This window comes from Streptomyces sp. NBC_00012 (assembly GCF_045040875.1).
Taxonomy (GTDB): domain Bacteria; phylum Actinomycetota; class Actinomycetes; order Streptomycetales; family Streptomycetaceae; genus Streptomyces.
The window spans coordinates 541,786-561,191 of record NZ_CP108310.1 but is presented as its reverse complement, the minus strand read 5'-3'; the positions used below and the strand labels follow the sequence as shown (position 1 = coordinate 561,191).

The 19,406-nt window shown below is 68.6% G+C and carries 16 protein-coding genes and 3 pseudogenes; 11 read left to right on the top strand and 8 right to left on the bottom strand.

From position 1 onward, the window contains the following. Positions 1-19: 19 nt before the first annotated feature. A complete protein-coding gene (locus OHA19_RS41960) occupies positions 20-637 on the bottom strand; it encodes a TetR/AcrR family transcriptional regulator (RefSeq protein WP_331750502.1) in 618 nt (205 codons plus the stop codon). Positions 638-739: 102 nt separating this feature from the next. On the opposite strand from OHA19_RS41960, the gene OHA19_RS41955 reads away from it, so the two are divergent. Together OHA19_RS41955 and OHA19_RS41950 are read left to right on the top strand one after the other, a co-directional pair. Further along, positions 740-892 carry a hypothetical protein gene (locus OHA19_RS41955; protein ID WP_331749772.1) on the top strand — a complete coding sequence of 51 codons (153 nt, stop codon included), beginning with the start codon at positions 740-742 and terminating at the stop codon, positions 890-892. Between the two features lie 481 nt (positions 893-1,373). Further along, positions 1,374-1,853: pseudogene (locus OHA19_RS41950) on the top strand (transposase); the annotation flags it as partial. Positions 1,854-1,876: 23 nt separating this feature from the next. On the opposite strand, the pseudogene OHA19_RS41945 reads toward OHA19_RS41950, so the two are convergent. After that, a pseudogene (locus tag OHA19_RS41945) lies at positions 1,877-2,350 on the bottom strand (AraC family transcriptional regulator); the annotation flags it as partial. A gap of 84 nt (positions 2,351-2,434) precedes the next feature. Between OHA19_RS41945 and OHA19_RS41940 the strand changes: the two are divergent. Beyond that, positions 2,435-2,761, top strand: coding sequence for a hypothetical protein (locus OHA19_RS41940; protein ID WP_331749774.1), 327 nt, complete (start codon positions 2,435-2,437; stop codon positions 2,759-2,761). Positions 2,762-2,774: 13 nt separating this feature from the next. Then, positions 2,775-3,083, top strand: a complete 309-nt coding sequence (locus OHA19_RS41935) for a hypothetical protein (RefSeq protein ID WP_331749777.1) — start codon at positions 2,775-2,777, stop codon at positions 3,081-3,083. 387 nt (positions 3,084-3,470) lie between these two features. On the opposite strand, the gene OHA19_RS41930 is transcribed toward OHA19_RS41935, so the two are convergent. The 5 genes and pseudogenes from OHA19_RS41930 to OHA19_RS41910 all read right to left on the bottom strand — a co-directional run bounded on the left by OHA19_RS41930 (position 3,471) and on the right by OHA19_RS41910 (position 9,828). Beyond that, positions 3,471-4,334 (bottom strand): DUF3592 domain-containing protein, encoded by an 864-nt coding sequence (locus OHA19_RS41930; RefSeq protein ID WP_331754438.1) that lies wholly within the window; start codon positions 4,332-4,334, stop codon positions 3,471-3,473. 24 nt (positions 4,335-4,358) lie between these two features. Next, the gene (locus tag OHA19_RS41925; protein ID WP_331754435.1) at positions 4,359-5,441 is read right to left on the bottom strand and encodes a hypothetical protein; all 1,083 of its coding nucleotides are present in this window, start codon (positions 5,439-5,441) and stop codon (positions 4,359-4,361) included. A gap of 19 nt (positions 5,442-5,460) precedes the next feature. Then, positions 5,461-7,107 carry an alpha-amylase family glycosyl hydrolase gene (locus OHA19_RS41920; protein ID WP_331754432.1) on the bottom strand — a complete coding sequence of 549 codons (1,647 nt, stop codon included), beginning with the start codon at positions 7,105-7,107 and terminating at the stop codon, positions 5,461-5,463. 38 nt (positions 7,108-7,145) lie between these two features. Next, positions 7,146-7,438, bottom strand: a pseudogene (locus tag OHA19_RS41915) (ABC transporter permease subunit); the annotation flags it as partial. Further along, entirely contained in the window at positions 7,420-9,828 is a 2,409-nt protein-coding gene (locus OHA19_RS41910; protein ID WP_331749786.1) for a hypothetical protein, read from the bottom strand. The gene OHA19_RS41910 and the pseudogene OHA19_RS41915, both read right to left, overlap by 19 nt. A 169-nt stretch (positions 9,829-9,997) precedes the next feature. On the opposite strand from OHA19_RS41910, the gene OHA19_RS41905 reads away from it, so the two are divergent. The 6 genes from OHA19_RS41905 (at position 9,998) to OHA19_RS41880 (ending at position 16,722) form a co-directional block, all read left to right on the top strand. Then, positions 9,998-11,047, top strand: a complete 1,050-nt coding sequence (locus OHA19_RS41905; protein WP_331749788.1) for a LacI family DNA-binding transcriptional regulator — start codon at positions 9,998-10,000, stop codon at positions 11,045-11,047. A 5-nt stretch (positions 11,048-11,052) separates the two neighbouring features. Next, on the top strand, positions 11,053-12,639 hold the full coding sequence (locus tag OHA19_RS41900) for an FAD-dependent oxidoreductase (protein WP_331750735.1): 1,587 nt from the start codon (positions 11,053-11,055) through the stop codon (positions 12,637-12,639). 86 nt (positions 12,640-12,725) lie between these two features. Further along, the gene (locus OHA19_RS41895) at positions 12,726-13,988 is read left to right on the top strand and encodes a sugar ABC transporter substrate-binding protein (RefSeq protein ID WP_331754428.1); all 1,263 of its coding nucleotides are present in this window, start codon (positions 12,726-12,728) and stop codon (positions 13,986-13,988) included. Positions 13,989-14,107: 119 nt separating this feature from the next. Next, positions 14,108-14,965 carry a sugar ABC transporter permease gene (locus OHA19_RS41890; RefSeq protein ID WP_331750738.1) on the top strand — a complete coding sequence of 286 codons (858 nt, stop codon included), beginning with the start codon at positions 14,108-14,110 and terminating at the stop codon, positions 14,963-14,965. After that, positions 14,955-15,788, top strand: a complete 834-nt coding sequence (locus OHA19_RS41885) for a carbohydrate ABC transporter permease (RefSeq protein ID WP_331754426.1) — start codon at positions 14,955-14,957, stop codon at positions 15,786-15,788. Before OHA19_RS41890 ends, OHA19_RS41885 begins: the two co-directional genes overlap by 11 nt. A gap of 127 nt (positions 15,789-15,915) precedes the next feature. Beyond that, a complete protein-coding gene (locus OHA19_RS41880) occupies positions 15,916-16,722 on the top strand; it encodes a hypothetical protein (protein ID WP_331749798.1) in 807 nt (268 codons plus the stop codon). A gap of 115 nt (positions 16,723-16,837) precedes the next feature. Here the strand turns inward: OHA19_RS41880 and OHA19_RS41875 are convergent, their stop codons facing one another. Then, positions 16,838-18,163, bottom strand: coding sequence for a tetratricopeptide repeat protein (locus OHA19_RS41875; RefSeq protein WP_405753478.1), 1,326 nt, complete (start codon positions 18,161-18,163; stop codon positions 16,838-16,840). 614 nt (positions 18,164-18,777) lie between these two features. Here OHA19_RS41875 and OHA19_RS41870 point away from each other — a divergent pair. After that, entirely contained in the window at positions 18,778-19,128 is a 351-nt protein-coding gene (locus OHA19_RS41870) for a hypothetical protein (RefSeq protein ID WP_405722588.1), read from the top strand. Positions 19,129-19,406: the final 278 nt, after the last annotated feature.

Sequence of the window (19,406 nt, the reverse complement as noted above, 5' to 3'; positions counted from 1 at the left end):
ATGTCCGGCCTGCCCGCGTTCAGTGAGCTTCGATGGTCGCCTCAATGACTTCGGCGAGAACGCCCGCCGCACGGCGCAGCTCTTCGGGAGTGGCGCGCCCCGTGGCCTCGAGGACGCCCTTCAGCCCGTCGAACGCACCTACGAATACGGTCGCCAGCGCATGGGCGTCGGCCGAGAGATGCAGGTCGCCCGCGCGGGCGCCGGCCAGGAGGAGTTCTTCGACCAGGCCGACCCACTCCGCGAGAACGGACACCTGGGCGTGTTCCTGCGGTGACTCGGTGGTGAGTTCGCGGTCGAGCCGTACGACGGACCATCCCGCGGGTTCGGCGATGACGAGGTCCACGAGGACGGGGACGAGTCCGCGTACCTGTGCGGCCGGCCCTCCGAGCCCCTCGAGCTGCCTGCGCACATGCGCAAGCATCCCCTGCTTCTGATCGTCGACGACCGCATGGGCCAGGGCCGCCTTGCTCTTGAAGTGGAAGTACACGGCACCCTTGGTGAGGCCGGTCTCGCTCACCACGTCGTCCATCCGCGCCAGGGCATACCCCTTGGCATCGAAGACACGGGCGGCCGCGCGCAGAATCTCCCGCCGCGTCGCAGCGCCCTTCGGTGTCAGTTGGTCCACTGGCCTTCCCATGCCCCGATACTAAATACCTTCGAGTCGGTTTTTCAAATTGATCAAGAACCGCACTGCCCGGAGGACCCCGGCCGCGGCGAGCGGCGAACTGGAGTGCGCGGCATGACCGGCCGGATGTCGGTGCCCGATCCGGGAATCGTGGAGGCGACCCAGACCGCCCTCGACGAGGCCCTGGCGGGCCGCCCGCTGGTCTCAGCCGAGCGGTTCGCTCGTCCATGCGCCCCCTGCACGCCGGGCTCCGGCTGCGCACCCTGACGCGGCCGGCGCGAGCGATCGGCTGCTATCCCGGTAGGAACACGCCGGTCCCCACACGGTCCTGGCCGCCCAGGACCGTGTCCGAGGGGCCGAAAAGCGGCACGGCTGGATCAGTGTCGTGGACAGCGAGGCTGCCGAACTGCTGTCCACGCTGCCCGCGCCACCGGCGGATCGACGGCAACCCCCGCGCGGATCGAGGACAAGGCCGCCTTCAACATCCTGCTCGTAGCGGCCTGAGTGCCGGAGCAGGTGCGGATCCCAGGCCTACGCGTCGAGCGAAACTGCCTCCTCTGGCCGAGCTCCGGCGCGCCAGGTCGGTGCGCGGCGGCTGGTGGTGCAGTCCACCAGGGCCGACTCCGGCGGTACGGTGCGCAGACGCCCGCTGCGCGTCCAGACCAACGATCAGATGATCCGAACGAAATAGCCTAGTGGTGCTTCGTTACGTCGGGTGATCTCGCCTGGTGGTGGGCATCTTCGGGTCATGAGGCTCGGCGAGGTGGAACGGCTCCGGGGTGAGATATCGGAGTTCGTTGCCGATGTGTTCGCCTCGCTTCCGAGGCGGGACCAGCGGCGGTGGGGCGGGTGTTATCTGCGGGGTCTGATGCTGGACGGGCGTCGGAAGTCGATCCAGCCGATGGCCGAGCGGCTGCCGGACGGAAACATGCAGGCCCTGCAGCAGTTCGTGAATCAGTCGCCGTGAGATCCGCTGCCGGTGCGGCAGCGGATCGCCGAGCGGCTGTGTGAAGTGATCGCGCCTGAGGTGTGGGGTGGTCGGACGTGTCGTTCCCCAAGTGCGGCACGGCGTCGGTGGGGGTGGCCCGGCAGCACTGCGGGGCGTTGGGCAAGCGGGCGAACTGCCAGGTCGCGGTCAGCGTGCACGCGGTGCCCGCTGGAGTGGGAGCTGTTCCTGCCTGAGGAATGGGCCAGTGATGACCGGCGGCGACAGCGAGCCGGGGTCCCCGGATCAACTACTGGCGCAGGACGCTAGGCAGCCTTGGTCTGGCGCCGGTAGCCGCCCGGGGCCAGGCCGTACTCCCGCTTGAATGCTTTGGCGAAGGAGAACTCCGAGCCGTATCCGGTGCGGGCGGCGACCGTCGTCAGTGGGGCGTTGGACTCGCGCAGCAGACGGGCGGCGGTCGTCATGCGCCAGCGGGTCAGATAGGCCATCGGTGGTTCGCCCACCAGCGAGGCGAACCGCCGGGCGAAGGCGGCGCGGGACAGCCCTGCCCGCTCGGCCAGTGATTCGACCGTCCACTGGACCGAGGGGTCGTCGTGAATGGCCGACAGGGCAGGCGCCACCGCCTTGTCGCCCAGGGCCGCGGCCCACCCCTGGGCGGCGGTCGGGGGCTGATCGTCCAGCCAGGCCCGCAGGATGTAGAGGAGCAGCGAGTCGATCAGGCTGGGCACGATGCCGTCCGAGCCGATGCGTGGGTTTTCCAGCTCGGAGCCGAGGAGTTGATGACGCTTTGCAGGCAACGGCACGAGAGCCGCGCCATGGACCGCTGGCGATCACCGGAGGCTGAGGGCGGTAGCTTCTGCGGCATGGATCCGCTCACGTTCGATGACGAGGACTTGCACCTGCGCGTGGACCGCGGGATGTCCGAACGGTTCAATCTGAACAGCCCTGTACGCACCTTCCGCGTTCCGTTGCGCCGGCTCGGGGCATTGGGGCACCACAAGAAGCCTCACAAGCTGGGCCAGTTGTTCGTCGGCATCGTGCGTGATCCGAGCTCCGCGCTCTACTGCACCGCTCGGTTCGACTTCAGGTTCGCTGGCTCGGAGGCGGTCCAGGTGCCGCTCGGCGACGAGCCTTTGTTCCGCGCCTGCTTCAGCCAGGTGGCCGTGCTCGCCGGCCGACGGGTGGTCTGAGATGGAATCAAAGGTGTTCGAACACGACGACGTACATATGCGGGTCGATCACGGGATCTTCGAGCTGTTCCGGCGGAATCGCATCATCGGTTCCTACCGGTCCCCACTGAGCTGGGTGAAGATTCGCGCGGAGGCGCGCAAGGGCGGGCTGACCCGGCTGCACTTCGGCAACATCGAGCAGCTCGACGAACCGATCTACGCGAGCACAACGAGCTCCAGGCATCTGCTCGCCACCGTCGAGATCCCCAGCACCGACGAGCCCCTCTACCGCGCCTTCTTCACCGAACTCGCCCACCTGTCCGACCGCCCGATCGCCCCGTAGCGCGCGGGCAGACCTCCGCCTGATCATCAGGGTCCACACGCTGGTGGTGAGGGTGTCGATGGCCGGGGTGCGTACGGTGATGAAGCGGGGTGGTAGGCGAGGCGCTCCTCGTCGCTGCGCGCCGGGTCACCGGGTCCGGGCGGTACCGGGGGAGGCGTGGTGGCGAAGTGCTGTCGGCCCTGTCAGGTGGTCACCGGCCATGCCCCGCGGTCAGGGTCCTCGCCGGCAGGCGTGCTCCCTTCGTGCCAGTCCCGCTCATCCATGCCTGACTGCGGGCGGCGCCGCCCGCGCCAGGACCGTGGCCCGTCACCACTTGAGAGCCTCCGCCCGGGCGTCGTAGAGCCATGGGAGAAGGTGACCCACCTGGTCCATGGCCCCTCCTGGGCCTCAGAGCATCGCCACTCCGACCACGGCCGTCGCCACGAGCACGACGATCGCCAGGACGTGGAACATCACGTCCCGCTCCTTCGAGCGGTGATCGGCCGCGCGGTCCAGCGTGAAATCGGCCGGGTCGGCGGACGTGTAGTGAACCGTGACGTCGCGGCCGTACGCGCCGGCGAGGTCCGGGAGGTTCGACGTGCAGTAGGCCGTGACGGCAGTGCCCTCACGGGTGGTGAACGACACGACCGGGGTGATGGTGGTCGAGGTGTGGCCGTCGTCGTCGACGCTGACGTCCTTCAGGACCGCGACGACCCGTCCCGGGACGGTGTCCATCGCAGCCAGCCTCTCGATGCGGCGGTTCTTGGCGCGTACGGCCCCGGGCAGATGAACGGCGCCGGAGACCGCCCACGGCCCGCCGAAGCCGACCAGCGCCCACGGCCACCCCCACTCGAGCGCGGCGAGGACCACCAGCCCGACGTAGACCAGGAAGACCGCGAAACTTGGCCAGCCCAGCCCACGACTGGCCTCCTGTGGTGTGTTGGAGAACCGGTAGGCGTGCGGTCTGCCTCGCGGGTGGCTGACCCCGATCTCCCGGCCCTCCCACGCACAGGTGATGATCGTATCGCCCCGCTCACCGTCGTTCGTCACGGTGACCTCCTGACCCGAGGCCGGGTCGCGGTAGGAGACGACCACCGATATCCCGCCCTTCCGGGACCCGCCGTGCCGGGGCTCCCGCACCCGCTCGATCCGCCCAGTGAGCCGGACCGTCCGCTGCGCCTTGGTCACCCCGGCCAGCGACCGGACGAACCCGACCAACGCCACCACACCCCACACCGCACACCACAGCACCAGAAACTCGTCCCACCCCATGCGCCCCTCCTCCTGCCGATCCGGTCAACTGCCGCTGCGCCGCAGTACTTTGCCCTGCCCGTCCGCCTCCAGCGTTCCCGTGCCCCCGTCGCCGGTCACCATGACACGGAGCGTGAGCGAGCCGGAGACCCCGTCGGCGGTGAGCTGCCAGCTCTGCGGGGACTCGACGCCGAGGGTGGTCCTGGCCTCCTCGACCAAGCCGGGGACGCGGTCGTAGGGCAAGGATCTCGGGTCGAACGCGGCGGTCTTCACGCCGGTGGGGGAGAAGACGACCGTCAGCAGGCGGTCCTGCACGACGACGGTGAGCGCCTGACGCTTGTCCGCGCCCCGCGTCAACGACTCGACGGCCTTGCGCAGTTCGCCCTCGTCGAGCATCGACTGGCCCGGACCAAGGGTAACCGTGCCCGTCGCCGACGTCACGGTGGTCGTGGAGGGCGAGGAGGAGACGGACGGCTTTGGGGCGCCGCTGTCGCCCTCGTGGGAGTCGAACAGGTCGGCACGGAACAGCAGGAGCACGGCGCCCGCGCCGAGCAGCAGCCCGAGGAGAGTGAGGAGACCGCCGGCACAGCCCTCCGTGGGATCGCTCTTCATGGCCGGACCGGGCACCGAGTCCACCTGGGCCACGGCGGCCCGCTGCTCCCACTGCGGCGTCGGCCGCTTCACGATCCGTGTCTTCCACGGTCGGTCCGGCGGATATTCCACCACCAGGACCCCGCGCGGCCGGTATTCGGGCAGCTCGACGAGGTTGACGTCCTGCCGTATCTCGACACGGAACGCGGCTGCGTCGTCCGGCGCGACGGACAGATCGAACCGCACCGGCACGTCGCTGGTCTCACCCCCGACGGCCTCCAGACTCTCGATCACCGCGAGCGCCGTACGCGGTACGACCGCCGCCTCACGGGCCCGGCGCGGCAGAGTGCAGAGGAAGAAGAGCAGACCGTAAGCCGCGGGCAGAACGAGCCCCAGGACAATCAACGACGCCTTCTCGACGACGCACCCGCTGATGAAGGCGGTCAGCGACGCCCCGATCACACCACCCGTCAGGAATCCCAGGGCGAGGTCGGCAGGCTTGTTGTGCGTGGGCGGCGCGCCCGCTGTGATCTTCATATGGCTGATTGTGCACATCCTAGACTTCGAGCCAGACCGCGTGATCCGTTGCCAGCACACTGTCCTCGGCGGAGGCGCTGCCGAGGAGGGCGGAGGAGTGGTCGGGGAGTGGGTACGGGGCGGCGGAGAGGTTGACCACGCAGACGAATCCGGGGTCGCGGCGGAAGGCGAGGACGCCGGGTGGCGTGTCCAGCCAGGTCATGGTGCCGTCGCCGAGGGCGGGGTGTTCGCGGCGCAGGCGCAGGGCGGTGCGGTACAGCTCCAGAATGGAGGTCTGGTCGCCCGTCTGTGCCTCGACAGTGAGCTCGTTCCAGTTGGCGGGCTGGGGCAGCCAGGGCGTGGTGGTGGCGTGGTCGGGGCTGAAGCCGAACGGCGCGTGCTGCCCGGACCAGGGGATGGGCACCCGGCAGCCGTCGCGGCCGGTGTCGGTGTGTCCGGAGCGTTCCCAGATGGGGTCCTGCAGGACGTCCTCGGGCAGGTCCTCGACCTCGGGGAGGCCGAGTTCCTCGCCCTGGTAGATGTAGGCGCCGCCGGGGAGGGCGAGGGTGAGGAGGGCGGCGGCGCGGGCGCGGCGTGTGCTCAGGGCCAGGTCGAGAGGGCCGTCGGGTTCGTAGCGCTCGCCGGCGGCCCAGCGTTTGGCGGCGTTTCGGCCGTAGCGGCTGGGGTGGCGCATGACGTCGTGGTTGGAGAGGACCCAGGTGGCGGGTGCGCCGACGGCGCCGAGCATGGCGAGGGAGTCGTCGATGACCGTGCGCAGCTCCTTCGCGTCCCAGCCGGCCATGAGGAAGTCGAAGTTGAAGGCGGTGTGCAGGGCGTCCTTGCGGACGTAGGCGGCGAGGCGCTCCGGGGTGTCCGCCCAGGCTTCGGCGACGAAGCACCGGTCACCCTCGAACTCGTCGGCGACCTTGCGCCAGGTGCGGAAGATGTCGTGGACGTCGTCGCGGTCCCAGTGCGGGTGATCGGTGTGCTGCCGGGGCTGCTGGCGGTCCGGGTCGGGGCGGGGTGGCAGATCGGGCAGTTCGGGGTCTTTGACGAGGCCGTGGGCGACGTCGATGCGGAAGCCGTCCACGCCCCGGCTGAACCAGAACCGCAGGATGGCTTCGAACTCGGCGTGGACGTCGGGGTGGTTCCAGTTGAGGTCGGGCTGCTCGGGGGCGAACAGGTGCAGGTACCAGTCGCCGTCGGGCAGCCGGGTCCAGGCCGGGCCGCCGAATTCGGAGACCCAGTTGTTGGGCGGCTGGGTGCTGTCGGGGCCGCGGCCGGGCCGGAAGATGTATCGCTCCCGCTCCGGGCTGCCGGGGCCCGAGGCCAGGGCTGCCTGGAACCAGGCGTGCTGGTCGGAGGTGTGGTTCGGGACGATGTCGGGGATGACGCGGATCCCGTGCCGGTGTGCCTCCGCGATGAGCTGCTCGGCCTCGGCCACGGTGCCGAACAGTTCATCGATCGCGCGGTAGTCGGCTACGTCGTAACCGTGGTCGGCCATCGGCGACTTGTACCAGGGGTTGATCCAGATGGCGTCCACGCCGAGCGACTTGAGATATGGCAGGCGGGAGCGGATGCCGACGATGTCGCCGACGCCGTCGCCGTTGTGGTCGGCGAAACTGCGGATGTAGACCTGGTAGATGACGGCGCTGCGCCACCACGGTGGGGCACTGGGAACGGACATGCGGCTGTTTGCTCCTTGGACGCGGGAGTGTTGGGCGGCTGCTTTGCCGCGCCAGCGGTCAGTCCGGCGACGACGCGGCGCTGAAAGAGCAGCACCATGATCATCAGAGGGATGGTGCCAGGACCCCTGCCGTCATCTGGCTGCCGGAAGGGGTCTCGAACCGGGTGGCGCCGGCGAACGTGGAGATGGCGGCCGACGCTGTCTGCATGCCGGGCTGGTTCGTCACCGACAGAGCGATGAGAAACCCGTTCCAGGCCGCGGTGAAGGTGGTGATCGCGGTGGTGAAGATGCCCGGTGCGGCGAGCGGGATGATCACCTTGCGGAACGTCTCTCGGATGGTCCGGGCGGCTGCAACAACCGGTCGCCGGGTTGTTCGCCGGGCCTCCGCCAGCCGCAGCCCGCCAGCGTATTGACGCCGGGCTTGGCCAGTGGTGTCAGGCCGTAGAAGATGCGTGGCGAGCCGTCGAGCGTGAGTGTCACCTGGCCCCGGGCCGATGACAGCTGCTGGCTGCGGCCGATGGCGTCCAGCTGGCGTACGGCGTTGCCGGCAGTGACCGTGAGGAGGGTCTTGGCCGGCCATGGGTCGATCCAGACCTCGGGGGCGGGGAAGTGCCAGTCGGTGCGCCGGCCGGAGGTGTTCAGCAAGTAGCCGTCGGCCCGGTTCCACAGGACGACCGCCGGGCCGTCGGGTGTGTCGAACCACAGGCCGAAGGTCTGCGGGTCGGGGAAGGTCAGCCAGCCCTGGAAGGTGGCCTGATCGAGTACGCGGGCCGCGGTCGCGTACGCCAGGAGCGACGGCTTCGGGCTGAGGTCGCGGTTCATCAGCCCGTAGTGGTACTCGACGTTGCCCGGATCGGCGACCTGCGGCATGCCCAGCACGCTGTCGTGGAACTGGTACCAGCACACGCAGGTGATGCCTTCGGCTTTCGCCAGTGCCAGGCTGAGCAGGACGTTCTCGGCGGCGTGCCGGTAGGTGTCGTGCCACCAGCTGTTCGGCTTGGTCGGCGCGTAGGCCTCGGTCAGCCAGACCTCCTTCTCGCCGTGCTGCGCCATCAGCGTCTTCAGTTGCTTCAGTCCGCCGTAGAAGTTCCAGTACGTGCCTTCGGGGCCGGTGCTCCAGTCGTCGCCCGGCGGTATGTAGTCCGGGGTGAAGTTGCCGCGGCCGGGGTGATAGGCGAACGCGTCGATCAGGTCCCAGCCGCCGGCGGCGATGAAGGTCTCCACCCAGGGTTTGTCCATCCCGGCGAGTCCGTTGTTCATCAGCTTGACGGCGGCGCCGGTCGCGGCCCGTCGGTCGAAGACCGGGCGCAGCGCCGTGTCCAGGTAGGCCTGGGCGGCTGCTCCGGTGTTGAACGGCCGGTTCAGTTCGTTGCCGACCTCGAAGTAGCCGGCTCCGGCCCCTTGCGCCACGGTCAGTTTGTCGGCTGCCCAGGCTGCGGCCTCGGTGTCGGTCGCGTCGAGTGACGGTTGCAGTTCGATGTTGTGGCGGATGCCACGTGCGTCGAATGCTGAGGGCGGCAAGCCCGGGCTGCCGTCGTAGGCGATGCGGACCAGTGCGATGCCGACCCGCTGCCAGAGGTCGAGTACGGCGTCGGCGCTCGGCCGCTGCAGCCACGGGTAGTTGGCGATCCCGAACATGCTGTCCGCGCCGGCCTGGTAGGTGAACGGTGGCAGGGTAGCGAGGTTGGTCCGGGCGAAGGCCCCGTCGTCTGCGGAACGTACGACGACCTCGGCGAGCGCGATGCCGGCGGCCGGCGCGGGCACGGTGAAGGTGTGCTGCCAGGTGCCCGCCGCGGCGATGCTGCCGGTCACGGTGGTGGCGGCCAGTTGCGCGCCGTCGAAGTCGCGTACCGACAGCTGCAGTTCGGCCGGGCGTGCGGTGCCGCCGTTGGCGACCAGGGCGGTGAGCTGCATCGGCTCGCCGGGGACCTGGTAGAGGTTGAAGTCGCGGTCGGTGGTCAGCTCGAGGCCGAGTTCGCGGCCGCGGCCGATGGTGGCTGTGGCCGACGGCCTGGTGTCGGCGAAGAAGAAGTCGGCCCGGCTGGTCCACCCGCCGGCCGGGTCGGCCGTTCCGGGTGCGTGGACCCAGGTCGCGTTCGTCCAGGCCTGGCGTGAGCGGTCCAGCAGGAACAGTCCGTGCCGGCTGCCCCAGGTCGAGGTGTGTGCGACGCCGACGGTTTCCTCGTAGGGGATGCCGCCGCCGGCGTCGCGGACCCATTCGGTGATCGCGATGTAGTCGTCGGGCGCGGTCGGCGTCTGGATCGCCCGGCTGAACAGGAAGCCGTCCGGCACCAGGGTGTCCGCGCCGGTGATCCGCCACTCCAGCCGGGCGTGCTCGGTGGTGACGCTGAACCAGCCGGTGACGGTGGCCTGCCCGGCGGCCGCGTCGAAGGCGTAGTCCATCCGGATCGCCGGTGTTCCGTCCCGCAGGGTGGCAAGTGCGGGGGTGCCGCCGGTCGACAGGTGGATGCCGGTGAGCTGGTCCTTGATCTGGAACTTCGACCCGGCGCTGCGGGTGACACCGGCCGCGTCGCGTATGGCGAGCCGGCCGCCGATGCCGGCCAGCAGGCTGATCCCGCCGGCGGTCAGGGTGACATCGCCGTCCGCGGCGAGGGCCGTCACGGGGGTGGGCTCGGCGATCAGTACGACGCCGGCCGCGAGCGCCGCGCCGAGAAGACCGCGACGGCTGAGGTGGGCGCCTTCGGCAGGTGGGGTCGTCATCGTCTGCTCCTGTCTGGCCGCGAACTGTCGTGATAATACCTATCTTCAAAGTCGTGACACGGACGGTCTCAAGCGAACAACCCGATAGTCAAGGGGTATTGCGCTCTTGTTTCCAGCGGTTTAATGTCGCCGACGTCTGTTGAAGTTACGCATTATCACCGGAGGATCGATGCCAACGAAGCCGCGCCGGGTCACCCAGCGCGAAATCGCCGAGATCGCGGGAGTCAGCCAGACCACCGTCTCGGTGGTGCTGAACGACCGTGACGGCACGAACGTGCGTATCCCGGAAGAGACCCGGGCGCGGGTCAAGCGGGCGCTTGAGCAGGCCACCTACGTCGCCGATCCGGCGGCCCGCCGGCTGGCCGGTCTGGACAACCAGATCATCGGAGTCTTCACCTACGAGGAAGCCCTGTCGCCGGAGAGCCTGGACTTCTACGGCCCGCTGCTGAACGGGATCGAACGTGCGGCCGAGGCGATCGGCTGGGACCTGCTGTTCTTCACGTCCTCGCCGGTCGAGAACGGCACCCGCAGTCTGTTCCATCGCAAGACCCGGCTGCGGCTCACCGACGGCTGCATCCTGCTCGGCCAGCAGATGGTCGGGTCCGAGCTGGAACGGCTGGTCGCCGAGCAGTTCCCGTTCGTCGCGGTCGGCCGCAGGGACGAGACGGCCGCGGCCGTGCCGTACGTCGGCGTCGACTATGTCACTCCGGCGGACGCCGTGATCGACCTGGCTGCGAACAGCGGACACCGCCAGGCCTTGTATGTGCACCGCGGCCGCGACACCGCCACTGCGCGGGACCGGCGCGGCGCGGTCGAGGCCGCCTCGGCGGCGGGCCGCATGGCGTTCATGCTGGTGGGTGAGGAGCGCGTTGCCGAGCTGCCCCGGCTGGCCCGGGCCACGGAGGCCACGCTGATCATCGCCGAGGACGCCTTCCTCACCGAGGATGTCATCCTCTCGCTCGTCGGTGCCGGGGTGGACGTGCCAGGCGAGATCTCGGTCGCCGCGTTCGGTGAGGTCCGTGGTCATCGCACCGACGGACGGGTGCTGACGGGCTTTCGCGTGCCACGCAAAAGGGTCGCCGCCGAAGCGCTCGAGCTGCTGCAGCAGCTGGTCACCACCGACCCACAGGAGTGGGCCGATCTGGACACCCAGCGGCTCCTGGCAGCCGAGGTCGAAGCGGGCGACACCATTGTCGCCCGGTCGGCAGGCCTGTCGTGAACAAGATCGCCACAGAGGTGGCGGTCATAGGCGGCGGTCTCGGATCGGTAGCAGCCGCTCTCGCCCTGCTGCAGCGCGGACACCGGGTGGTGATGACCGAGGAGTACCCGTGGCTGGGTGGCCAGCTGACGTCGCAGGCGGTGCCACCGGACGAGCACATCTGGGTGGAGCAGTTCGGCGTAACCGCCCGCTACCGGAGGCTGCGGGAGAACATCCGTCGCTACTACCGGGACCACTACCCGCTGTCGGCGGCGGCCCGCGAGGACCGTGAACTCAACCCAGGGCGCGGCCGGGTGAGCCGGCTGTGCCACGAGCCGCGAGTGGCGCTCGCGGTGATCGACGCTCTCCTCGCGCCGTATCGGTCGAGCGGCCGGCTGACCGTCCTGCAGCCCGCGGTCCCGGTCGGGGCCGAGACCGTGGACGGGGTGGTCCGCACGGTCACGGTCGCGGATCCGCGGACCGGGGCGCAGAGCGTGATCACGGCGGAGTTCGTGCTGGACGGCACCGAGACCGGTGATCTGCTGCCGCTGACCGGCACCGAGTACGTCGTCGGCGCCGAGGCACGGTCCGACACCGGTGAGCCGAGCGCTCCCGACGTCGCCGACCCGGCCAACGTGCAGTCGATCGCGTGGTGCTTCGTCTTCGACCACACCGCCGGGAACCACACGATCGCCCGGCCCGACGACTACGACGACTGGCGCTCGTTCGAACTGCCCTACTGGGGCGCGCCGATGCTGTCGTTCACCGCACCCAATCCGCGCACCCTGGCGCCGGAGCAGCGCACCATGATCGTGAATCCGGAGCAGGACGTCTCCGGTGATCCGCGGTTCGACGCCGGCGATCAGGACCTGTGGCAGTTCCGGCGGATCGCCGCCCGGCAGACCTTCACCGACGGCCTGTACGACAGCGACATCGTGCTGGCCAACTGGCCCCAGCTGGACTACGTCGGCGGCTCGATCATCGACACCGACGAACGACTGCACCATCTGGCCGCGGCGAAGGCGCAGTCCCGGGCCTACGTCCACTGGCTCCAGACCGAGGCGCCCCGGCCCGACGGCGGCCGAGGGTGGCCGGGGCTGCGGCTGCGCGGGGACCTGGTGGGAACCGACGACGGCTTCGCGCAGGCTCCGTACATCCGGGAATCCCGCCGGATCAAGGCGCTGACCACCGTCCGCGAGCAGGACATCTCGATCACATCCCGCGGGTCCGGCGGGCCGGCCCGGTTCGACGCATCCGTCGGGGTGGGGATGTACCGGATCGACCTGCACCCCTCGACCGGCGGCGACAACTACATCGACGTCGAGTCGGCGCCGTTCGAGATCCCGCTGGGCGCCCTGGTCCCGGTCCGGACCCAGAACCTGATCCCTGCCGCCAAGAACATCGGCACCACCCACATCACCAACGGCGCCTACCGGCTCCACCCGGTCGAATGGAACGTCGGTGAGTCCGCGGGCGAGCTCACCGCGTTCTGCCTCGACCGCGGACTGAGCCCGCAGCAGGTCGCCGCCGAACCCGCACTCGTCGATCAGCTCCAACGTCGCCTGGTCGAGGCCGGCGTCGAACTCCACTGGCCCGAGGTCGTCGGCTACTGAGCCGGACAGATCGCGTCGAACTGCACTGCCCGAGGGCGCCGGCTACTGAGCCGGACCGGCCAACCAGCACGTCGAAGGGAACCACCATGATCAGAACCAGAAAGGCGCTGAGCGCTGTCGCCTTGACGACGGTCCTTGCGCTCAGCGCGGCCTGCGCCGGGCCGGCGGCCGACACCCCGGACAAGGCAGCAGAGCTGCGGATGACGGTCTGGACCTCGGACGAAGCTCAGCTGAAGCTACTCGACAGCATCGGCGACGCCTACCGGGCCGACCATCCCGACGTCGCGAAGATCACCTTCGAAAGCCTGCCATTCGCCGACTACAACACGACGCTCACCACACAGATCGCCGGAGGCAACGCCCCGGATCTCGCCTGGATGGGCGACCTCTCGCGGGATCTCATGGCCTCCGACGCACTCGTCGGTCTGACCGACAAACTCAAGGCCACCCCGGCCTGGAAGTACGACGACCTGCTCGACAGCGTGACAGCGGAGCTCAGCCGCGACGGCACGCTGTACGCCTACCCGTTCTCCAACTCGCCGTACGCCCTCTACGTGAACACCGATCTGCTCGCCAAAGCCGGACAGAAGATCAATCCGGCCACACTGACCTGGGATCAAGTCGCAGCCGCCGGAGCGGCCGTCCACGCCAAGACCGGCAAGGCCGGCTTCGTCGTCCGCGACTTCGACTACAAGGCGTGGAACGTACTGGCCACAGTGTGGACCGGCTGGGGCGCGTCAGCGTGGAGTCCGGACGGCAAGACCTGCACCTTCGCCAGCCCCGAGATGCAGCAGGCCTTCTCCTTCCTGCACGACGCGGCGTTCAAGACCCAGGCGATGCCCGGCCCGGGCACCACCGCCGACTTCTTCGCCGGCGATGCCGCCTTCACCATCGCGCAGGTCTCCCGGGCCTCGCTGCTGACCGGCACGTTCGACTTCGGGCTCTACCCGCTGCCCGCGGGCCCCCGCGGGAAGTACTCCGTCCTCGGCCAGGCCGGGGTGGGCGTACTGGCCTCCAGCAAGCATCCGGACCAGGCAGCGGACTTCCTCGCGTACCTGACCAATCCGGAGAACGCCGCCAAGCTGGCCCAGTACTTCCCGCCGCCGCGGAAGTCGTTGCTGACCGGGGACAAGCTCGCCGCGAACAACAAGGTCCTCAACGCCGCCCAACTGCAGGACGCGGTGGTCGACCAGCTGCCGGACGCCGTCACGCTACCCAACCACACCAGCCCGGCGGAGATAGCCCAGAAGGGCAAGACGGCGCTTGATGCGATGTGGCGCCCGAATACCGACATCCCGGCCGTCCTGCGCTCGGTCTGCGCCGCGATCGATCCGATTCTGGCCAAGTGACCAGGCCACGGGCCGCTGAGCGGGCCACCCCGCAGGCCGCCGGGCAGGCGGCTGCGCCGGCCGCCGCCAAGGCCGCACGCGCATCCGGGCCGACCTTCTGGACGACCCGCCGGCGGGACGTGCTGACCGGCTACCTGTTCATCCTGCCGCAGCTCGTCGGGGTGGCGGTGTTCGTCCTGCTGCCGGTCGGCATGGCGATCTGGTACAGCCTGAACGACTGGAACGTCTTCACCGGCAAGCAGACCTTCGTCGGCGGCGAGAACTACGCGGCCCTGGCCGACGATCCGCAACTGCCCAAGGTGCTGCTGGCAACGGTGCTCTTCTCCGGCGGGGTGGTGGTCGTCAACATCACGCTCGGGCTCCTGATCGCCGTTCTGCTGAACCGCAAGTTCCGCGGTGTCACGGTGTTCCGGATGCTGTTCTTCTCCCCGGTGGTGGTCTCCGTGGTCGCCTGGACCCTGGTCTGGGGCTTCCTGCTGCAGGACAACGGCGGCATCAACGGCCTGCTGGGCACGGTCGGGATCGACGGGCCGAACTGGCTGCAGGAGGGCGACACCGCGATGGTGTCGGTGATCCTCACACAGGTGGTGCGCAGCGTCGGGGTCAACATGGTGCTGTTCCTGGCCGCCTTGCAGGGCGTGCCGCAGGAGTTGTACGAGGCCGCCCGGATCGACGGTGCGAACAGCCGCACGGTCTTCGCCCGGATCACGTTGCCGATGATCTCACCGACGGTGCTGCTGACCGTCATCGTCACGGTGGTCGGGGCGTTGCAGTCCTTCGCCCAGATCGCCGTCCTGACCGGTGGCGGGCCGGAGCTGTCCACCACGGTCCTCGTGTATTACGTGTTCCAGCAGGCCTTCGAGTTCAACGACATCGGCTACGGCTCGACGCTGGCCCTGATGCTGCTGTCCTTCGTCATGCTGCTCACCTTGCTGCAATGGCAGCTGCGTCGTAAGTGGGTGTTCTATGAGGACTGACAGGGTCCGGTCGGTATTGTTGGTGATCGCTCTGGGCGTGCTGGCGATTCCGTTCGTGGTGCCGACGATCTGGATGGTCGCCGCGTCGGTCAAACCACTGGCGGAAATCTTCGATGCCCCACCATCGCTGTGGACCGACTCGCCGACACTGTCCGCATACGCCGAGGCATTCGGCTTTCAGCCCTTTGCCCGGCAGTATCTGAACAGTGTCTACATTGCCGCACTGGTCACACTGATCACCCTGTCGGTGTCCAGTCTGGCCGGGTACGCCTTCGCCCGGATCCGGTTTCCCGGGGCGAATGCGCTGTTCCTGGTGGTGCTGACCGGGATGCTGGTGCCGAGCGAAGTGACGATCGTGCCTCTGTTCCAGCTGTTCAAATCGGCCGGCCTGATCAACACGCACTGGCCGCTGATCCTGGTGACCGCACTGGCCGCACCGTGTGTGCTGGCCACGTTCATCATGCGGCAGTTCTTCATCGCTCTCCCGGTCGAGCTGGAGGAGGCTGCCCGCCTCGACGGCCTCGGCCGGCCCGCGATCTGGTGGCGGATCTGCCTGCCGCTGGCCAAACCGGCCTTGTCGGCGGTGGCGATCCTGACGTTCCTCGCCTCCTGGAACCTCTACCTGGAACCCACGGTGTACCTCACGTCACCAGAGCTGTTCACGTTGCCGCAGGCCCTGACCCGCTTCACCGACGCCTACGGCGGCCAGATGTGGAACACTCAACTCGCCGCTGCCACCATGACCGTCGTGCCGATGCTGATCGTCTTCGTCCTGGCCCAGCGCCACTTCGTCGAAGGCCTGTCCCACTCCGGCCTCAAATGAACGCCAGGTTGACGACCGTCGGCAGCCGCCGGACAGGGGAGGGAGCTGTGATAGCGGACGATGGTGCTGCAGCGGCCACCGGTGCGCCCATGGTCGGCGCATCCGCGAGTGAAGGTGGGGAACCGAAATGAGTTTGCGCCTCTATCTGAACAGCGCCCGGCAGCCCCGCACACCGGACGGGGCGGCGGGTGAATGGGCCGACTTCTTCGACGGGGCGATGGAACTGGAGGCCAAGAACTGGCCACCGCTGCTGTGGTGGGCGATGTTCAGCCCCGGAGACCTCGCGGAGGCGAGGATCGCCGACACCGAGGACGCCGGTACCGATGAGCATGCGGAGTTGCTGAGCGAGTGGGGCGAGGCCGCCTACCCGTACCTGGTGGTCGACCAGCGGACGGCGCTGTCGCGACTGCACGCTCGGCGGCAGGGCCTGACCAGTCGGCTCGGCGCGCAGTTCTCGCCCCTCTACGATGAGTTCGTCGCGCTCATCGACGCCCGGTTCGGCCCCTTCGTGCTACTGCGGACCGAGGCGTTGGCCGATGGCGGTGAAGGCGGCATCCGCCTGCTGTTCGAGGAGACCCTGGCCGACGTGGAGCGCCTCGACGCCGGTCTTGCCACAGCGGCCGGCGGGCGAGTGGACAGCCTGATTTCGGATTTTCAGCGGTGGCAGCACACGGATCCGGTCTGGCTACTGTCAGGTGTTGGCGACGGATGGCCGAGCGTCGCGCTGCGGGAGCGCTTCGGTGCCACTGTGGTCAGGCGGTCATCCAGCCAGAGTGCCGAGCGGTCCACCGTTGTGGGCTGGGTGTGGGGCGTTCTCGTCGTGGTCTGCAGCACCGGTGCGTACTGGCTCACCGGGAGTGTCTGGCCGATCGTCGTCGCGTTCGGCGTGGTCCTGGCCGCGGTGCTGGCAGGTTTCGTCCGGCGGCGGAGGTGAGCGGCAGGCCAGCACCATGGGTCAAGTGAGTCCAGACGGCAGTCGCTCACGTGCGCACCGAAGCCATTGACCCCAGCGGCTGGCTGGGGTGTCCACTTTCAGCCTGACTATATTTCTAGCCCTGTTCGTCTTCCTTCGATACCGAGTCCGAAGCGTACGTTCCAGCTTCAGTCACCATCTGCCACAGCTCGTCGAAAAGATCCAAGGCATCGACGTTCTCCAGTTCCCAGCTGAGTCGAGACAGAGCGCGTGGGTACCCTGCCGCGTCGGCTCTGACGGCGAGCTCCGCGGAGGCCGGCCAGCGGCGCATCTTCATGAGCCGTCGGACCCCGTAGGGGTTGCCAGCACGTTCGGACTCAAGTGCAAGCCTCTCGGCTTCCTGATGGTCTCCGGCGAGCTCGCGGTATCTGGCCAATCCCCACAGTGCTTCGGCATGGCCAGATGCCTGAACCGCCCTGGAGTACAGCTGCTCGGCTTGAGCGTGGAACCCGAGCTGAGCGGCCACCTGCCCGAACCGCCACAGGCCGTCCGCAGTGCCGGCTTCGCTCTCGATGGCAGTCCAGAAACTGGGAGGAGGAACAAGACCCTCGCGCAACGGCGCGGCGTGCTCCTCCAGATAGTCGGCAAGGGCGTGGACGCCAGGCTCGGCCCCCATGCCCTCGCTGAGAGGGACGGCGTTGAGCGCGCGGGCGACACCCTTCCTGAGTTCGTAGCCGTAGTCCAGTGCTCTCTGGCCCCAGTCGTGCGGGGCTTCGGCTCGTTCGTGCGCCCGGAGATACCCTGGTGCTGCGCTGAGAAGGAAAGCGGTCGTCGGCCTGCTCAGGCCCAGACGGCTGGCGTCGATCGCGGCCGTCAGCACCGCTTTGCCGTATGGGCAGACCGCGTGGAGCCAGTGGTCCAGGAGGTCGGGGCCGGCCGCCAGAGTCTGTGTGAGAGCTCCGGGGTGTGCGACGGACGCAAGAGCCGCGTTGAGAGCGGAGTCTTCCTCTGCTCTGCGGTAGAACTCGTCCAGTGACTCGCCGGTGAACTCCTCCGGCACGTCGATGATGGACCACGGACGTAGCAAGGCCCGGGCGTGGGGATGGTTGTCCGGCGCGTCCCTCATCGGAGGTGCGGTCAGCCGCAGGTAGGCGCTTGGCCATATCGTGACGAGGACGATGACGGGTCCTGGTTGCTCAACCAGTTGGCGTAGGGCTGCGGCCGCTTCCTCGCCGGCGGGCTGCTCGAAGAGTTGTTGGGCGTCATCCAGCCACAACACTGTCCCCTCGGTGACGGCGTTCGCTTCGAGGGCGGCAACCAGCGCGTCCGCGGTCTTGGGGTAGATGAGGTGCCAGTCTGGAAGGTGCTGCGTTACAGCCTCGTAGGCTGTGCGGGTCTTACCCGTGCATGATCCGCCGCGCAGCACCAGTAGTTCTATCCTCGAGCCGTTGACGATGCTCATCAGCCGATGGCGGACGTTCTCGTCGTGCGGGCGTCGCACATAGGCAGGCAGCACGAAAGCGGCTGCCGCCGAGCTGTCGTCTCCGGGTGCGGCCGCTGCATGCACGTTCAGCTGCTGGGCCTCCCAGTCCGCTATGGGGCTGGGCCTGTCCGGCAGTCCAGCAATCCGTTCCCGGGCCATTCGCCCCGCTCTCAGGCGTTGCGATCTGCTGGACGCGGCTTGCTCTCCTCGCAGACCAGACCGAGCTGCCTGAGCAGCGCTGTGTGCTGCCGTCCAGTCCACACTGGCGATGCGAGCGACAACATCGGGGTTTGCCCGGGGGTCTTGCCGGGCCGCGTCCACGATCAGCTCGGCCACCTTCTTCACTCCGTCGACCTCATCCGGGGTGGAGCCATGCTTCACCCAGTCTTGGATGGTGCTGCTGGCCACGCCTGATTGTCGTGCAAGGTGTCTCCAGGAAGGACCCGTCAGGGCGCGCATCTGGCCGAGTGAGCGAAGCAGGTCCGTGAAGTGCTGGGCTGCTTTCTTCCCGTCGTCATTGGCCAAGTTCCCATCCCTACCCGCTTTTTGGTGATGGTGTCCGGCTACCTGCCGGACAGCTGAGAGCCCAGCGTATGGCCTCGACCAGCACCGGACGAGCGGTTGCACCGCTCCTGTCCGGTTGCCGTGCCGGACGCTGCATCCCGTTGCGAGTCTCCCTGCATGCCGCCCGAGGCGCGGGCGGGAACAACTCCAAGGCCAAGGGGGAACTCGTGCATTTCACGCCAACCCGCGTCGTCTTCGTCGCCCTGCTCATCGTCGTTGCCGCGCTGGTCGCCGCAGGCCTCGCAGGCATTTCGGGCATTCTCCACCGCATGGACGGAGCATCTGTTCCTGCCGCGTGTCTGCGGGCGGGAGCTGCCTTCGCTGCGGTTATGACACTGGCGATGGCGCTGCTAACCCTGCTCAGTGCCTGGCTGTTGTGACAGTCCACGCATGGTGATCGATGCGGGCGCTGCTCCACCTCTCGCAGGTGGTGACGCGGGAGGGGGCCTGGCGATGTGCGCCAGGCCCCGCTGTGCGGCGCTAACTGAGAAACGCGCGCAGCTGGGGCAGCGGGACGCGAACGCCCAGCGTACGGAGGAACTCATCAGAGCCCCTTGGCGGGAGAGACAGAAGCCGACATGGTCGATGCCAGGCTCGTCGGGGCAGTTGACCAGAGGATTTCCGCAAGGGCCTCACCGCCATCTACGAGATCACCCTT

Bases quoted from the DNA above. Each gene is read 5' to 3' on its own strand.
- OHA19_RS41960 (WP_331750502.1), bottom strand. From the start codon at position 637: ATGGGAAGGCCAGTGGACCAACTGACACCGAAGGGCGCTGCGACGCGG.
- OHA19_RS41955 (WP_331749772.1), top strand. From the start codon at position 740: ATGACCGGCCGGATGTCGGTGCCCGATCCGGGAATCGTGGAGGCGACC.
- OHA19_RS41940 (WP_331749774.1), top strand. From the start codon at position 2,435: ATGGATCCGCTCACGTTCGATGACGAGGACTTGCACCTGCGCGTGGAC.
- OHA19_RS41930 (WP_331754438.1), bottom strand. From the start codon at position 4,334: ATGGGGTGGGACGAGTTTCTGGTGCTGTGGTGTGCGGTGTGGGGTGTG.
- OHA19_RS41925 (WP_331754435.1), bottom strand. From the start codon at position 5,441: ATGAAGATCACAGCGGGCGCGCCGCCCACGCACAACAAGCCTGCCGAC.
- OHA19_RS41920 (WP_331754432.1), bottom strand. From the start codon at position 7,107: ATGTCCGTTCCCAGTGCCCCACCGTGGTGGCGCAGCGCCGTCATCTAC.
- OHA19_RS41910 (WP_331749786.1), bottom strand. From the start codon at position 9,828: ATGACGACCCCACCTGCCGAAGGCGCCCACCTCAGCCGTCGCGGTCTT.
- OHA19_RS41905 (WP_331749788.1), top strand. From the start codon at position 9,998: ATGCCAACGAAGCCGCGCCGGGTCACCCAGCGCGAAATCGCCGAGATC.
- OHA19_RS41895 (WP_331754428.1), top strand. From the start codon at position 12,726: ATGATCAGAACCAGAAAGGCGCTGAGCGCTGTCGCCTTGACGACGGTC.
- OHA19_RS41885 (WP_331754426.1), top strand. From the start codon at position 14,955: ATGAGGACTGACAGGGTCCGGTCGGTATTGTTGGTGATCGCTCTGGGC.
- OHA19_RS41880 (WP_331749798.1), top strand. From the start codon at position 15,916: ATGAGTTTGCGCCTCTATCTGAACAGCGCCCGGCAGCCCCGCACACCG.
- OHA19_RS41875 (WP_405753478.1), bottom strand. From the start codon at position 18,163: ATGAGCATCGTCAACGGCTCGAGGATAGAACTACTGGTGCTGCGCGGC.
- OHA19_RS41870 (WP_405722588.1), top strand. From the start codon at position 18,778: ATGGCCTCGACCAGCACCGGACGAGCGGTTGCACCGCTCCTGTCCGGT.